General features: G+C 62.5%; 14 protein-coding genes. 6 read left to right on the top strand and 8 right to left on the bottom strand.

Going from position 1 to position 15,361, the window contains the following annotated elements:
* Positions 1 to 189 precede the first annotated feature (189 nt).
* Both WCE35_RS08970 and WCE35_RS08965 read right to left on the bottom strand, forming a co-directional pair.
* Positions 190 to 810 carry a transglutaminase-like cysteine peptidase gene (locus tag WCE35_RS08970; protein WP_424592992.1) on the bottom strand — a complete coding sequence of 207 codons (621 nt, stop codon included), beginning with the start codon at positions 808 to 810 and terminating at the stop codon, positions 190 to 192.
* A gap of 330 nt (positions 811 to 1,140) precedes the next feature.
* Positions 1,141 to 1,755, bottom strand: a complete 615-nt coding sequence (locus WCE35_RS08965) for a PilZ domain-containing protein (protein ID WP_424592991.1) — start codon at positions 1,753 to 1,755, stop codon at positions 1,141 to 1,143.
* A gap of 170 nt (positions 1,756 to 1,925) precedes the next feature.
* Here WCE35_RS08965 and WCE35_RS08960 point away from each other — a divergent pair, with 170 nt between their 5' ends.
* Together WCE35_RS08960 and WCE35_RS08955 are read left to right on the top strand one after the other, a co-directional pair.
* The gene (locus WCE35_RS08960; protein WP_424592990.1) at positions 1,926 to 3,077 is read left to right on the top strand and encodes a zinc-binding dehydrogenase; all 1,152 of its coding nucleotides are present in this window, start codon (positions 1,926 to 1,928) and stop codon (positions 3,075 to 3,077) included.
* A 79-nt stretch (positions 3,078 to 3,156) separates the two neighbouring features.
* Complete coding sequence (locus WCE35_RS08955; RefSeq protein ID WP_424592989.1) at positions 3,157 to 4,245, top strand: mandelate racemase/muconate lactonizing enzyme family protein; 1,089 nt, start codon at positions 3,157 to 3,159, stop codon at positions 4,243 to 4,245.
* 151 nt (positions 4,246 to 4,396) lie between these two features.
* Here WCE35_RS08955 and WCE35_RS08950 read toward each other — a convergent pair whose 3' ends face one another.
* Positions 4,397 to 4,951, bottom strand: a complete 555-nt coding sequence (locus tag WCE35_RS08950) for a PAS domain-containing protein (protein WP_424592988.1) — start codon at positions 4,949 to 4,951, stop codon at positions 4,397 to 4,399.
* A gap of 1,371 nt (positions 4,952 to 6,322) precedes the next feature.
* On the opposite strand from WCE35_RS08950, the gene WCE35_RS08945 reads away from it, so the two are divergent.
* On the top strand, positions 6,323 to 8,596 hold the full coding sequence (locus WCE35_RS08945; RefSeq protein WP_424592987.1) for a DmsE family decaheme c-type cytochrome: 2,274 nt from the start codon (positions 6,323 to 6,325) through the stop codon (positions 8,594 to 8,596).
* A 65-nt stretch (positions 8,597 to 8,661) separates the two neighbouring features.
* Complete coding sequence (locus WCE35_RS08940) at positions 8,662 to 11,121, top strand: MtrB/PioB family decaheme-associated outer membrane protein (RefSeq protein ID WP_424592986.1); 2,460 nt, start codon at positions 8,662 to 8,664, stop codon at positions 11,119 to 11,121.
* 45 nt (positions 11,122 to 11,166) lie between these two features.
* On the opposite strand, the gene WCE35_RS08935 is transcribed toward WCE35_RS08940, so the two are convergent.
* From WCE35_RS08935 to WCE35_RS08925, 3 genes are all read right to left on the bottom strand, one after another.
* Positions 11,167 to 11,571, bottom strand: a complete 405-nt coding sequence (locus WCE35_RS08935) for a c-type cytochrome domain-containing protein (RefSeq protein ID WP_424592985.1) — start codon at positions 11,569 to 11,571, stop codon at positions 11,167 to 11,169.
* 89 nt (positions 11,572 to 11,660) lie between these two features.
* Positions 11,661 to 11,834, bottom strand: a complete 174-nt coding sequence (locus WCE35_RS08930) for a NapC/NirT family cytochrome c (RefSeq protein WP_424592984.1) — start codon at positions 11,832 to 11,834, stop codon at positions 11,661 to 11,663.
* A gap of 56 nt (positions 11,835 to 11,890) precedes the next feature.
* The gene (locus WCE35_RS08925) at positions 11,891 to 12,196 is read right to left on the bottom strand and encodes a c-type cytochrome (RefSeq protein ID WP_424592983.1); all 306 of its coding nucleotides are present in this window, start codon (positions 12,194 to 12,196) and stop codon (positions 11,891 to 11,893) included.
* A 279-nt stretch (positions 12,197 to 12,475) separates the two neighbouring features.
* Here WCE35_RS08925 and WCE35_RS08920 point away from each other — a divergent pair, with 279 nt between their 5' ends.
* On the top strand, positions 12,476 to 13,261 hold the full coding sequence (locus tag WCE35_RS08920; protein WP_424592982.1) for a rhomboid family intramembrane serine protease: 786 nt from the start codon (positions 12,476 to 12,478) through the stop codon (positions 13,259 to 13,261).
* A 195-nt stretch (positions 13,262 to 13,456) separates the two neighbouring features.
* Positions 13,457 to 13,885, top strand: coding sequence for a CBS domain-containing protein (locus tag WCE35_RS08915; protein ID WP_424592981.1), 429 nt, complete (start codon positions 13,457 to 13,459; stop codon positions 13,883 to 13,885).
* Positions 13,886 to 13,888: 3 nt separating this feature from the next.
* Here the strand turns inward: WCE35_RS08915 and WCE35_RS08910 are convergent, their stop codons facing one another.
* Positions 13,889 to 14,938: a patatin-like phospholipase family protein gene (locus WCE35_RS08910; protein WP_424592980.1), complete on the bottom strand. Its 1,050-nt coding sequence runs from the start codon at positions 14,936 to 14,938 to the stop codon at positions 13,889 to 13,891.
* 139 nt (positions 14,939 to 15,077) lie between these two features.
* Positions 15,078 to 15,361, bottom strand: a 284-nt coding sequence (locus WCE35_RS08905) for a hypothetical protein (RefSeq protein ID WP_424592979.1), incomplete at its 5' end; no start/stop codon positions are given.

Raw genomic sequence — 15,361 nt, 5'->3', positions numbered from 1 at the left:
CGTTATGCCCGTGCTGCATGGCAAAATCCCCACAAAACACCGCGGATCAGCGGCTTTTCGCACGCATGCGCTTGGCGGGGGGCTCAAAAAGTTGCGGCCAGCCTTTTGGGGGAAGGCTGGCCGCGCGCGACCCGGTCTGGGACGGGGAGGGGTGGGATGTGACCGGGTCGCGGTTCAAAAATTCCCTTGTCAGCGATCGAGGGAGCTGGCGGTGGCGACCGCGGGCCGGCTGTCACCGAGCGACAACCACACATTGGGATCGCTCTGCGACTGACGCTTGACGAAGCGGTAGCCGGTCTCGGTCCAGGCCACGACGTTTTCGTTCTGGTTGTCGAGAATGAACTCGCCCTTGTCGGTCTTCACGGTCAGCACCGCATGGCCTTCGCCCTTCTTGTCGCGCACCACCGTGATCAGGAGCGCTTCGCGCGGCCAGCCGGCATCGACCAGCATCTTGCGCTTCAAGAGCACGTAGTCCTCGCAGTCGCCGTAGCCGTCTGATGGCAACGACCATTTCTCCACCACGCCCCAATGATCCATGTCGGTCATCGGCTTGACGGTCTCGTTGACCCATTTGTTGACCCGCAGCAGATCCCGCCACGCGGCCTGCGACATCACGATGTCGCGCGGCTGCGTCGCGCTGCCATGGCAATCGCCGGGATTTTCGGCGCAGAATTCGACCCAGCCGATCGGCGAGCGCGCGATGTCGCCGAGGCTCGCATAGGGCGCGTCACCGGCTTTGGCCGAGACGCTCGTTCCCAACAGGATGGCGATGACAGCCAGCCCCTTGCCCTGTTCCCTGAACCCAACCATTGTGGCCCCCGTTTCTTGTTGGGACCACGTTTCGCACAAAGCCTTTGCGCTGCCGCTAAACTAGTCAAGTAGATTTGAGACGAATACAGGTAAAAACTGCCGCTAATTCAAGCTATACTTGAATATAACTTGAATAAATTTTGAAACATCTGCAATTGATTCAAATTGTACGCATTAACGCCTGGAATGCTGGGAGAGCGCGAGATATCGCGGCAAAACCACGCCGTGTTAACCGGCTGCGCGGCGCGCCAACGCAATCAAGGCGGTACCCGGCGACGCCGGTACCGCCTTCAGAGGCCGGAAAAGCGGGGATTTGGAGCGGCCGGCGCTTTACCGGGCGCTAATACTGTCTTCGAGCGTCTCGGCGAGCTGCTCGTGAACGAACTCGAGCGCAAAACCTTCCTCGACGTTTCGCACCACCCGCGCCTGGACCTTGCCGAGCATGACCAGGGACCTCAGCGGCGGCCGGGTTTCCGCGGCGATCGCGGCGCCCGACATCGACAGGTCGATGATCCGGCAGGTCATCTTGCTGCCGTCCTCGAGTGTCATCAGCGCGATCGGGTTGCGCGGCACGATGCGGTCGTGGCGGCGGTCTTCCGGCAGATTGAGGATGTCGCGGTTGGCAAGCCAGGTGAGCTGGGCGGCGAGCTTGTCGCGCTTGCGCGCGGTGGCGCCGACGGTCATGGCAAAGCCGTTGTCGATGATGCGGGTGATCTTGCCCTCGACCCGGCCGATATGATCGAGATAGGCGATCACGCGGTCGCCGACATTGCCGATGCCGGGCGCCAGCAAGGCGAGGCCGCCCGGCGACATATTGATGATCTGGCAGGGAAACTCGCGCCGGTCCGGCAGCATGTAGCGGCCGAGCAGGTGGACCTTGACCCGCTGGAAACGCCGTCGCTCCTGGGCCGCGGGAAGACCGGATTTTTTCTGCGCAAACGACATCTTCGCCACCCGACGACCGGCCTTTTCGGTGTCAAGCGACCCTACGGCCGACAGGGTTAATGAGGGGTTAGCAAGGCGAGCGCGAACCGCTTAAGATTCGGCGAACCAGGGCGAGGAAACCTTCGGGACAATGATTGAGCGGATCAACAACAAAGCAGGGAAGAAATCTCATGGAGCCAATTCGCGTATGCACTTATGACGGTCCGGGCGCGCAGCCGGTTATTCGAACCGTGCCGTGGCCCAGCATCGGAAAGAAGGCGGCATTGATAAAAGTCGGCGCCTGCGGCGTCTGCGGCACCGATCTGCATATCCTGAAAGGTCATTGGCCAAAACCATTGCCATGGCCGTTCACGCTCGGCCACGAGATCGGCGGGGTGCTGGTCGAGGTCGGCGCCGAATTTTCCGAAGATTTCATGAGCAAGCCGCTCAAGCTGGGATCGAAGGTGATGATCCCGCCGTTGATGCCGTGCGGCCGGTGCTACTACTGCATCCACTATCCCGAAAGCGCCAACAAGTGCCTGACTCCGGTCTATTACGGCCGCTATCTCGGCTTCGACAAGGCGCCGCATCTGTGGGGCGGCTGGGCCGAATATGTCTATGTCGATCTCGAGATGCTGCCGGGCACCAAGATCTACAAGCTGCCCGACGACATGTCGCTGCGGCTGGGTGCGCTGTCGGAGCCGTTGACCTCCTGTATTCGCGCGTTCAACCGCGCCACCCGTGCCGGCGGATTCAGCTGGGGCGACACGGTGGTGATCCAGGGCTCCGGCCCGATCGGAATTCTGGCGGTCGCCGCCGCCCAGGAGATGGGCGCGGGCCGGGTGATCTGCGTCGGCGCCCCGGAGACGCCGCGGCTTGCGCTGGCGCGCAAGTTCGGCGCGGAAGCGACCGTCGATATCGAAGACCTCAGGACGCCGGAAGCGCGCATCAAAAAAGTGCGCGACATTGTCGGCGGCTTTGGCGCCGATCTGGTGATGGATTGCTCAGGCCATCCGAGCGCCGGCCCCGAGGGCATCGAAATGTTGCGCGACGGCGGCACCTATGTCGAGATGGGGCAGTTCACCGATGCCGGCTCGATCGAGACGTCATGGCATCGCATCTGCACCAAGGACCTCAACGTGCTGGGCTCCTGGGGTTTCACCGGCAACGACCTGCCGCTCGGCGTCGACATGCTCTATCGCACCCGCGACAAATATCCCTGGCTCGACATGCAGACGATCTATCCGTTCTCGGAAGCGGGCATCGGCAAGGCGGTCGCAGACGCGATGGCGATGAAAACCGTGAAGTCGACCATCGTGCCGTGGCCGGAGCTGGTGGAGTGATCTAGCCACGGAGACATGATGAAAGGCGCCAACGGATTGAGCACCGGGTTGCGCCATCAAGTTGCTCGACGGAGCCCAGATGCCGGTTATCAAGACCGTTTCCGCACGATACTTTGAAGTTCCTCTCCGCGAGGTCCTGACCGACGCCATGCACGGGGACCACAGCCATTTTGAATTGGTCACGGCGACAGTCACCCTTGACGACGGCTCCAGCGGCTCCGGCTATACCTATACCGGAGGCCGCGGTGGTCGTGCGATCCATGCCGTGATCACCCATGACCTTGCCTCCTTCATTGCCGGGAAGGACGCAAGCGAGGTGGAGGCACTTCACGACGCCATGCAGTGGCATATGCACTATGTAGGCCGCGGAGGCATCGCTGGCTTTGCGATCTCCGCGATCGATATCGCACTTTGGGATCTGCGCGGGAAAGCGCGGGGCCAGCCACTGTGGAAAATGGCGGGCGGAGCCGGTACGACCACGCGCGCCTACCGCGGCGGCATCGATTTGAACTTTCCGCTTCCGAAACTGCTCGCGTCGATCCAGGGCTACCTCGATCTCGGCTTCAACGCCGTCAAGATAAAGGTCGGAAAGCCCGACTTGAACGAGGACGTAGCCCGCATTGCTGCGGTCAGAAAGCTGATCGGCTCGGAAGTCGCCCTGATGGTCGATGCCAACTACGGTATGACGCTCGAGCGATCGATTGAGGCGGCCAATGCCTTCAAGCCTTACAACCTCGTCTGGTTTGAAGAGCCGACCAACCCGGACGACTATGATGGCTACGGTCGCATTGCCGAGGCGACGGGAATGCCTCTCGCAATGGGCGAAAACCTGCATACGATACACGATTTCGAAAATGCCTTCGCGCGCGCGAAGCTGTCGTTCATCCAGCCTCACGCCGGTAACTGCGGCGGCATAACGGGCTTTTTGCGGGTCGCCGAACTTTCGCGCAAACATGGACTGCCCGTTTGCAGCCACGGCATGCAGGAACTGAACGTCAGCCTGCTCGCTGGCCAGTCGAACGCCGGCTGGCTTGAAGTGCATTCATTTCCCATCGATGAATACACGACACGTCCATTATTGGTTAGATCGCATCTCGCCGTGGCGCCGAACATCCCCGGCACCGGCGTGGAGTTCAATTGGTCCAAGCTGGCCCCGTTCGCGATTTGACACACGAGGGGCCGGCGACCCGGTGTTGTCCGTCGCTATCTCCGCACGTCCGCTATCGGCGGGCGTTCAGGCGCTGCTGGCACTTGACGATCAGCAGCGGACAGCAAGGGGTGTCGCTGAAATTCAATGGATGATTGCGCGTATTGCTGGTCTAGCGCAGGCCTTCATAGACCATGAAGCCGCGGGCGATCGCCAGTTTTCGCAGGGCGCGGGGGGCCAGTTTCTCCGGCCGATGCAGATAGCGCCACGAGGTCAGCGTGAAATCGCGCAGCGTGCCAGGACCGGTTTCGAACGGCGCCAATGATCCGGTCAGGCTGATCGGTGCATGCGCACGGTTGTTGAACGGCAGCAGCAGCAATTCCAGATGCGCCGGCCTGCCGTCGTCAGTGACCGCGGTGATGCCGGCGATGGCAGCCAGCATTTCTTCGGCGACGTAAGTGATCATGTCGTCGATTTCGCGGCGGCTGTCGGGGGTAAAGCGCGCCGCGAAGCCTTTGTCCTTGAGGTCGCAGCCGAGCAGCGCGCAGACGCGTGTGCCGGCGACGCGGAACGGATAGCCGGCTTCATGATCGTAAGACAGCACGAAGATGTCGCCGAGCAGATCGCGCACCGCGCCGGGCTCGATCTCGCTTCGGTCAGGGGCCCGCGCGTCGCCGCGTTTGGCGTCCCAATAGGCGAAGAATTCGCGGCTTGTTGGATGTTTCATGCTTGAGCCTCGCCCTACGCCTGGCCTGGCGGGACATTTTTGTCCCGTTTTCGCGCAGGCGACTTCCCTTCTTCGTTTTGCAGGACAGGCTTTGCAGCGTCCATGCCGCGGCCGCGTTTTGGCGAAGCTGCGGATGGGTTTGCGTTGTTAAGGTTAAGTTAACTATCTCCTTGGCGAACGGCGCGGCGCCGCTACTGTCCCGTCCATTGCCGTTCTCGCCGGCTCCAGGGGCCGACGGGTGTATTACACAGGTGGCGTCAAACAGTTTGGTCGTCGCACGGGGGAGGGGCTATGTTCCCCGATCCCGGCGCGGCAAGGCCAGCACGGATCAGGGAGGGCTTTCTCGGGGCCCTCCCTTTTTCGCATATTGCTTCACGCTGTGCCGGATCGATGCCCGCAGGTGCGTGCGCTTGGACTGGTCTGCGCCGGAAAGAGCGCAGGTGGATGGAGTTGAGAGCAGTCTGTTGCAAAAAAATCACGTTTTTGGAAAAGTCGAGGTTCGCTGTTGCAATAGTTTGCCCAAGTCTCCAGCGCGCGGCTAAGTTCGAACCAGGGAGATGACACCATGTTCCGGTTGGGTGCCCGAAATAGCGGTATGTTTCGCACCTGCGATAGTTCGCTCCACCTCAACTTCTAGTCCACGGCCGCCTATCGAACCGGGGAAAGGACGCCATGTTCCGGTTGCGCCCGAGCCCGAAACGGTGGTCCGGGAAATTCACGAACTACAGCTTCGTGGTCAGTTGGATCTCCACGGTTCTGTCGGGGTTGATTTTTTCGGGGTTGCTCGGGTTCGCAGAGCTGGCTCGCGCCGATGGTCAGCCATCCAATACTGCCGTCCTCGATAAGGCCGGGAGCCCTCATCCTCATTACGACCCCCATCCTCATTACGACACCGCGGACATCGTGGCGCTGCGGGAATACGCTCGGCAAATCGAGGTTGAGCCAGCCGGCCGCTTGACGATTGGTGAGAACGAGAGCCCTCATCCTCACCACGACAATGCGGACGTTGCGGCGCTGCGAGAGTATGCTCAACAAATCGGGGCGGATCAGCCGAAATCATCCAGCGCGTTCCGGCTCAAGATGGCAGCGGCCGACAACGCCCTCGACGCTTTCCGCGAACTGCTCCGGAAAGGCGCACAGCCAAGTCCAGCTCCGAATACCGCGCCTGGCGCACCGCCGAAAAGACCGATACCCGCGGCGCCGAGACATGGTCCGTCCTTTGTCAACGCTCATCGTCTTGGTTCGGAAACCTGCCTGTCCTGTCATGCGCGCCAGGCCGAGTCGTTCAGCCAGACGCTGATGGGGCGAATCGGCAAGACCCAGCCAGCCAAATTCGATTGCGAGAATTGCCATGGTCCGGGCTCTGCACATGTGCAGGCCGTCGGCTGCGCCGCCTGCCACGGCGAGGGCGGGATCAGCAAGAAGCCGGGGATACCGAGCCTCGTCGCCCAGGACCCGCAATATCTCATCCCGGCGATGAAGGCCTACGTGACCGGCCAGCGCAAGCACGATTTGATGAAGACGATCCTCTCGGGGGTGGGAGAGGCAGAACTCAACAACATCGCGCTCTATTACGCGCGGCAAATCCCGGCTCGCGCCCAGACCCCGCCCGTTGGCGACGCATCGGCCGGAAAGGCTGCCAGCGCTCTTTGTGCCGGGTGTCACGGCGAGCAGGGTGTCAGCATATATCCGGCATGGCCGAGCCTCGCCGGTCAGGATGCGCAGTATCTCGCCGGCGCCATCAAGGCCTACAAGGATGGATCCCGCGGCAAGTCGGTCGCCTGCGCGGGGTGTCACGGCGAGGGCGGGATCAGCAAGAGACCGGGAATGCCAAGTCTGGCCGGTCTCGACCCGCAATATCTCGTGCCGGCGATGAAGGCTTACGTGACCGGCGAACGCAAGCACGGCCTGATGAAAGCCCTTCTCGCGGGTGTCGGTGAGGCCGAACTCAATAGCATTTCGCTTTATTACGCCCGGCAAATCCCCGCGCGGGCGCAGACCCCGGGCGTCGGCGATCCATCAGCCGGCAAGACGGCCAGCGTCCTGTGCGTGGGGTGCCACGGCGAGCAGGGCGGAAGTGTATCTCCCGCATTTCCGAGCCTGGCAGGACAGGATCCGCGATACCTGGCCGGCGCCATCCGAGCCTACCGGGATGGTTCGCGCAACAAAGCCGTCGCTTGCGCGGCGTGCCACGGCGAAGGCGGGGTCAGCCGGATTCCGGGGATTCCGAGCCTCGTCGGGCTAAGCCCGCAATATCTCGTCTCGGCCATGAAGGCCTACGTTGCCGGCCAGCGCAACCCCACCGTCATGAAAGCGCTTCTCGCCGATGCCAGTGAGGCGGAACTCAACGACATCGCGCTCTATTACGCCCGGCAAACCGCCGCCCGGGCGGAGACACCGCCGGTCGGCGATGCCTCCGCCGGAAAGATCGCCAGCGCGGCGTGTGCCGGGTGCCACGGCCCGCAGGGTGTGAGCCCAAATCCCGCCTGGCCCAGCCTTGCGGGTCAAGATGCGCGGTTTCTCGCCGACGCGCTCAAGGCCTACAAGGACGGATCGCGCGACAATGCGATGATGAAAGGACTGGCCGCCGCGCTTGACGAGCGGACGATCAACGACATCGCGAGCCATTACGCCAGCCTGCCTCCCGCGCAACCGAGCTTGCCGAACGGCGCGCAAGCTCCGCCCGCCCAGCGTGCCCCGGTGCTGTCCCACAACGGGCTCGTCGCCTCGCTCGATGATCGCGCGATCGATGACATCGCGAGCTACTTTGCAAGCCTCGCTCCCGTGCGAGGCGGCCAGGCCAGCAGCGCGCAAAATGCGCCCGCGGGGCGCGATCCGAGTCTGGTCCGCAACGGGCTTGTCGCGTCTCTCGACGAGCGTGCGATCAAGAACATCGCCAGCTACTATGCGAGCCTGCTTCCCGAGCAGCCTGCCGGCGCAAAAAAGCTGCCGGCCGGGCGTGATCCCGTTCTGGTCGGCATGACTGTACCCACCGATGGAAGCAGCCCGGGCGGGATCGTGTCGTTCCGCAAGAACGACCCGTCCCGCAAGGTCGAGGACAACAACGCGATTTGTCTCGGCTGCCATGAGCGTGGCGACCGCACCTACTGGAACGGCAGTACCCACGAAACCAGAGGCGTCGCATGCACCGAATGTCACACGGTGATGCGGCCGATATCGCGCAAATTCGCGCTGAAGACCGAGGTCGAGATGGAGACCTGCTTTCAGTGCCACAAGGATCGGCGCGCGCAGATCTTCCGGTCGGCGCACATGCCGCTGCGCGAGGGCAAGATCACCTGCTCGAATTGTCACAATCCGCACGGCAGCGCCACCGAAGCAATGTTGAAGGAAAACTCGATCAACGACAACTGCTACAAATGCCACGCCGAAAAGCGGGGACCGTTCCTTTTCGAGCATGCGCCGGTGCGGGAAAATTGCCTGAGCTGTCACGATCCGCACGGCAGCAATACCGAACACATGCTGAAAGTGTCACGGCCGCGACTATGCGCCGAATGCCACGGCTTCGGTCATGGGGCCCTGACCGCCGGGCCACGGGCCGTGGAGACATTTGGACGCGCATGTCAAAACTGCCATACCGCGATCCACGGCAGCAACAGTCCGTCAGGTGCATTGCTGCAGCGATAGAGGCTTTGGAATATCACTTGGTAGCGGGAAGCCCCGCGGAAAGGCAAGGTCGACGGAGCCGGACCATGGAAATCAAACGGAGCGTTCTTGTTGCAATTGTCGTGACGCTGCCAGCGGGCTGCGCGGGGTTGACTGTGTCCCGGGCGCTTGCGGCGGAAGCGGTCGCCTATGTCGACGAGCCCGCGCCGTTCGCGGCTCGCTGGTGGTATCACTATTACGTCGAGGGCGGCGCGCGCGCGTTTCTCAATAATCCCCAGCGCGACGGGGTCGTCGCACTGGGCGGCAACAGCCTGGCCAAATACTACGAATACAGCACGATCAAGCCGGGGCCGTTTCTCGAAGGCTGGGCCTCCACCGGCAGCAAGGACGGCGTCTACCAGCTCGATGCCTGGGCAAGAAACGTCGGCTACAGCGATCAGCAGTATCAGTTCGACGCCTCGAAGGCCGGTGAGCACTACATCGGCGTCGGCTGGGACCAGACGCCGCACATCTACAGCACCAGCGCGCAAACGCTCTATAACGGCGTAGGCTCGACGAACCTGACGTTGCCGGCGGGATTGTCGAACCAGATGTTTACCGACGCCGGCTGCACGCCGGGTCCGGCCGGCTGCGGCTTTTTTATCGTGCCCGCCAACGCCGCCAAGGTCCAGCAGGACATTGTGAGCAACACGCATTTGACCGGTATCGGCATTCGCCGCGATACCGTCTCGGTGGACTACCGTTACACGCCCAATGACCGCTGGGATTTCCGGGCGAACTATTCCAGTACGCGGCGCACCGGCACCCAGGTCGACGGTGTTATCTTCAGCCCCAGTACCGTCGGAGTACGGGTCGACGCGCCCAAGCCGGTCGCCGATACCACGCAGAACTACGGTGCCAGCGGCGAATATGCCGGCACCTCTTTCTGGGATCAGAAATTCAACGTCAAGGTCGCCTATAGCGGCTCGACCTACACGGACGATTCCAGTTCCTACAGGGTGGAGAATCCCTTCTGCCCGACCGGCGCGGTGAATGTCAGCTGCGCCATCGCCGGTTCGCCCTCGGCGCCGACCGCGCTGATGTCGCTGTGGCCGAGCAACCAGGCCAATGGGGCGTCCGCGACCGCGGGCGTCGATCTGCCGCTCAACAGCCGCTACATGGGAACGGTCGCCTACACCAATATGCAGCAGAACCAGCCGTTCCTGCCGTTCACCCTGACGCCGTTTACCGCCACCGGCGGCATACCTCCCGGCTGGACCGGTACCCCCGGCATTCCCGTGACTTCGACCGCGGCGCTGCCGGCGCAGAGCCTGAACGGCAATATCAATACGCTGCTGGTCAACAACGTGATTACCACCCAGATTACGCCCGACCTGAAATTCAAGACCAACTATCGATTCTACAATTACGACAACGGCACGCCCGAGATCAGGTTCGCCGACTGGATGGTGGCCGATGCCGTCGCCGCCAAGTCCTTCTTTGCCCCACTTGCGCCGGTGCAAAGTATTTCAATCGCCTATACCAAGCAGAATGCCGGCAGCGAGTTGAACTGGCGGCCGTCGCTGGAATGGAATGTCGGCGCCGCCTATGGTTACGAGCGCTACGATTGGACGCGTGCCGACGTCAACGCCACCCACGAGAATTCCGGGAAGGCATATGTGGATTGGAAGCCGGCCAGCTGGGTGACCGCCCGCGCCAGCGTGTCGGCAGGGCAGAGGCGCTACGAAAGCTACGACTACCTGGCATTCGTCGGGACGGCGCAATGGCCGGCCGGCGACAGCGTCACCCGATACTCGACCGCCTATCGGCAATTCATGTTCGACAATCGCGACCGGATCCGGGCCCAGGCGTCCCTCGCCGTGGACGTCGTGCGCAATGTCACGCTGACCCCGACGTTCTCCTTCAGGGACGACCGGTATCTGCTCAATCCCGCGACCGAGGTAGGGCTGCAGTTTGACCGCGCGGTGTCCGCCGGCATGGAACTGGCATGGGTCGTCAGTCCAGACACCAAGCTAGTGGTGTCTTACATGAACGATCGTCAGAAGCAGCTGATCTCGTCGGCAGGACAAGGCGTGCCGCCTTTCGCTCCCACGCAATACTACACCGCCGGAGTCGTCGATACCGTAAACACCTACATCGCCGCCGCCACGCACGCCGTGATTCCGAACAAGCTCGACGTGACGCTGGCCTACAGCTATGTCACCGCCAAGAACTCGCAACCGCTGGTCTTTGCCAACGGGAACGGCCCGAGCGCCGCGACGGGCGGCCAGTATCCGGATGTCCGGAGTACCCACCAGCGCATCGAGGCGATGGCAGCGTACACCTTCGACGAAGACTTTGTTAGAATGATGGGTTGGAACGGCAAGGTGGTTGCGCGGCTGCGTTACGCCTGGGAGAACAACAGGGTGGAGAATTGGCAAACCGACGTCATGCAGACCTACATGTATTCCGTCGCGAATTTCTCCGGCTACATGACCTGGCTCGCCTGGAATAATCCCAACTACAATGTTCACCGGCTGGGCGCCTCGATCGCTTTCACCTGGTGAGGTCGGATCGACGCTTGTGCCGTGGCGAATTCTCCGCGGTGGTAATCAGTTATTCTTCGCGCCTTCCTTGATCCACGCTCGAATGGCGTCCCGATCGCACTTGGACAACTGCTTCTTGTTATGCGGCATGCGTAACTGGGGCGCGACGCGCCAATCGAGCAGCAACATCAAATTGCTGACGTCCGGGTCGCGGGCAATCACCATCGGACCGAACTTCGTTCCCTTCATCACCCCTTCGTAGGTGGTCAGGTCGAGCCCGCTCTTTTCATATCCATCGCCGCCGCTCTGATGACAGCCCGCACATCTCCACTTGAGGAGCGGCAGTATGTCTTCGGCGAAGCTTTGCGTGTCGGCGGCGCACAATTGACTGGACGGCGCCATGCCGTCGAAGCCAATCAGCGCGGCGGCACATAGCACGATCGCGGTTGCTCTTAATTGTTGCCTCTTCATGGTCTACCCTCGTCGATAGCTTTCTTGGTGTTTCTTTGAGATAAGCAGCGGATTGTCGCAGATGAAGCCATCCCGGTTGAAGCGTTGCGTTACTTGGGCAGGTGATGGGCGATGCCGCGGTGGCAATCGATGCAAGTCGCCCCGTTCTTCAACGCCAGAAGCATGACCTGCGATGCCTGAGACTGCTTGTGCGGATCCATCGATTCGACCGAATGACAGTTACGGCAAGGATAGCGAGTGGCCCGGCGGCAGAACGGGCTCACGCGTTACCCTAGGCCAACAAAGTATTTCCAGGACCTTGTGCGACTACGTATCAGTCTCACTTCTGCGACGAAAAGTAAGCGGACACGTTTTCAATATCCTGATCGCTGAGCGTGGCAGCCATCCCATTCATCACCGGATTGGCGCGGCTGCCGGATTTGTAGTCCTTTAGCGCCTTGATTTGTTCAGCCTCCGGCTTGCCCGCTAACGCGGGGTTCGGCGGGATTCCTTGGCCTTTCTCACCATGACATCCGATGCACAGGGCAGCCTTGGCCTTCCCCGCCGCTGCGTCTCCCGCAGCTTGGGCAGTGCCGGCAATCCCGAACGATGTAGCGATAATTATTGACGTCAACCCGCGGATCATGTTGTCACCCCTTCAAATTGAGGTTAGCAGACACCCTAGACTAAGTTGTGCGTTGATCCAGGTCAAATATCCCAACGTCAAACAGTCTGGTTGTCATGCGACGGGAGTAGCGATCACCTGCGCTGAGCGTGACAGGGATAGACGCGAAGGACTTTCTCGGAGCCCCCCTTTTCCTTGCCATTGTCATGAGCTGCCGCAAACCCGTGCTTGCGCCGCGGCGCCAAGCCGCCTATTGGGGCGCATCGCTCGCATGAGCCGCTCGCCTTAGGTGTTAAGCCCTTGGAATCCCCGCCAGAACCGCAGCAGGCCCCCCCGCGCGAACCGATCCTGACGCTGCCGGCTGCGCTGACCGCCTATGTCGCGCTGGTGGCGGCGATTCACCTGCGCGTGCTGCTGCCGCCGGAACTCGAAAACTGGACCATCGACGTCTTCGGCTTCATTCCGAAGCGCTACGATTCGACACTATTGGACGTCGCCTTTCCGGGCGGCGCCGGCGCCAAGGTGTGGACCTTCGTCACCTATTCGCTGCTGCACGCCAATCTCAGCCACATCGGGTTCAACGTGTTATGGCTGTTGCCGTTCGGCAGCGCGCTGGCACGACGCTTCGGCGCGAGCCGGTTTTTCGTCTTCATGGCGGTGACGGCCGCGGCCGGCGCGCTGGCGCATCTTGTTACCCATGAGCACGCGATCGCACCGATGATCGGCGCTTCGGCATCGGTGTCCGGCACCATGGCGGCCGCGATCCGCTTTGCCTTTGTGCGGGGCAGCTTCCTGTCGTTCAGCCGTGGCGATGCCGAGGCGGCGTCAAAGGTGCCGGCGCTGTCGCTGTCGCGGGCGTTGCGCGACATGCGCGTGCTCGGTTTTCTTGCGGTCTGGTTCGGCGTCAACATCGTCTTCGGCGTCGGATCGATTGCGATCGGCGCGGAAGGCACCAGCGTCGCCTGGCAAGCGCATATCGGCGGATTCCTCGCCGGCCTGATGCTGTTCGCGCTGTTTGATCCGGTGCCGCGCATCGCCGCAAATGCTGCAGATGCGTCTTCACGGGATGGATCTGGCAGCGCCTGATCGCCGCTTGCGGGGCGGAGCGATTTCATCCATCATCTTCACATGTCGTGACGCAAGGAAAGAGCCGGCTGCCGGTGCGTGACAGCCATGCTTTGCCTGCCGCGCCCTGAAACCAAACCGGCGCGGAACGGTTGATTGAAGACTCGCGAACAGCGTCGGGCCCCGGAGGGCGCGAACGGATTCAGGGAGGCGCCAGTGACGGTACGTGCAATTCTCGATTCCAAAGGTCATCAGATCGTTAGCGTCGAGCCGGACACCAAGCTTGCGGCCGCGGTCAGGATGCTGGGCGAGCGCAAGATTGGCGCGGTGCTGGTGATGAGCCAGGGCCGCGTCGAAGGCATCCTGTCTGAGCGCGACATCGTGCGCGTGCTCGGCGAGCGTGGCGCCAGGGTGCTCGATGAGCCGGTCAGCGCGGTCATGACGCGCAGGGTGGTGAGTTGCCGGCAGTCCGACACCGTCGCCGGCATCATGGAAATGATGACGCTGGGCAAGTTCCGGCATCTGCCGGTGCTCGAGGAAGGCATGGTCGTCGGCCTGATCTCGATCGGCGACGTCGTCAAGTGGCGGGTCAGGGAATTCGAGAACGAGCAGGAAGCGTTGCGCGATTATATCAAGACGGCGTGACCGCTAATCCTGGCGTCGCTTGTCGGCCGCGACGCCGGCATCGCCTGCCGGCGGCGCCAGGATGTGGATTGCTTCCTGGATCGAATCGATGGCGCGCTCGGCGGCGCGCACGCCATGGGCGATCAAATCGTCGGCGCGATGAAAGTCGAACCAGCCGATCTGGCCGACCCGGGGCGAAATCAGCAAGTCGGGCGGGTCACCGGCAAGGCGCGCGCGGGTGATGCGGTCCTGCATGATGTTGAAGGCGTCGACCATCACGGTGGAGATGCCCGGCCGCCCGCCGCTGCCGAAGAATTCGCGCTTCATGGTGCGCTCGGCTGAGAACAATCCGCCGAAACGGCGTTTCGGCGGTTCGACTTCAGGGTCGGGTGCGACCGCGACCGTCAGCTCGGCCGGCTGGCCGTGCGAATAGATCGTGGTGCTATGGGTGAAAACATCGCTGGAGAGATTGGCGGCGATGACGATTTCTGCGCCGAAGGCGCGCGCCGCCGACACCGGCACCGGATTGACCAGTGCGCCGTCGACCAGCCAGCGGTCGCCGACCAGAACCGGCGAGAATATTCCCGGCAGCGCGTAGGAGGCGCGCATCGCATCGACGATGCGGCCATGGGTAAGCCAGATCTCGTGGCCGGTGCGCACTTCGGTTGCGACGGTGGCGAACTTTACCGGCAGATCCTCGATCAGGCTTTGGCCCATCGCGGCCTCGAGCTGTGCGGCCAGCTTGGCGCCGCCGATCAGGCCCGACCCGTTGAGGCGGATATCGAGATAGCCCAGAATATTTCGCGGCTGCAGGCTGCGCGCCCATTGCTCCAGCGTGTCGAGATGGCCGCTCGCATAGGCCCCGCCGACCACGGCCCCGATCGACGTTCCCACCACGACATTGGGAATGATGCCATGGGCCACCAGCGTACGGACGATGCCGATATGGGCAAAGCCGCGCGCCGCGCCGCCGCCGAGCGCGAGCCCGATCACCGGTCGGCGGATACTGCCGAGCCCTACCTTGTCGTGGCCGTCCGAGCCCTTTTGGCCGCGGCCCATCCAGTTATCCAGCACCGAAAAATTCTCCCGTGTCGCCAGCATATTCGCCGCGGCGTGGCTCCGCCAGAAAAGGCCATATGCATTCCGTAGGCATGGTTTATACCCCGCAAAAAGCGGCCTAGGCGGAGATTGTGACTGAACCGCGACGACTAGATCAACGCGGGGTCTTGGTATGGGTTCCAAAGCGGATCAGGCTGCGGTCCGGGGGCCGGCCGCAGCCGTCAGGCTTGAATTTGCCGCGTTTTCGGTGAAAAGCATGACGATGATTTCCAGGGGCAATGGCGTCGGCGGACGCGGGCGGCGCGGGCGGCTTTTCCCGGCGCTTTTGTTTGCGGCGAGCCTGGCTTGCCTGATGCCAAATCCGGTTGCGGCCCAGATGTTCAGAGACCAGCCGCCGCCGGTGCCGCCGGCTTCGGTCCCGGACGCCCCGACCGGCCC

The sequence above is a fragment of the Bradyrhizobium sp. genome (assembly GCF_049691595.1).
In the GTDB taxonomy this organism is placed as follows: Bacteria; Pseudomonadota; Alphaproteobacteria; order Rhizobiales; family Xanthobacteraceae; genus Bradyrhizobium.
Note: the sequence above shows the minus strand (reverse complement) of the source record. Positions and strands in the feature narration are given on the sequence as shown.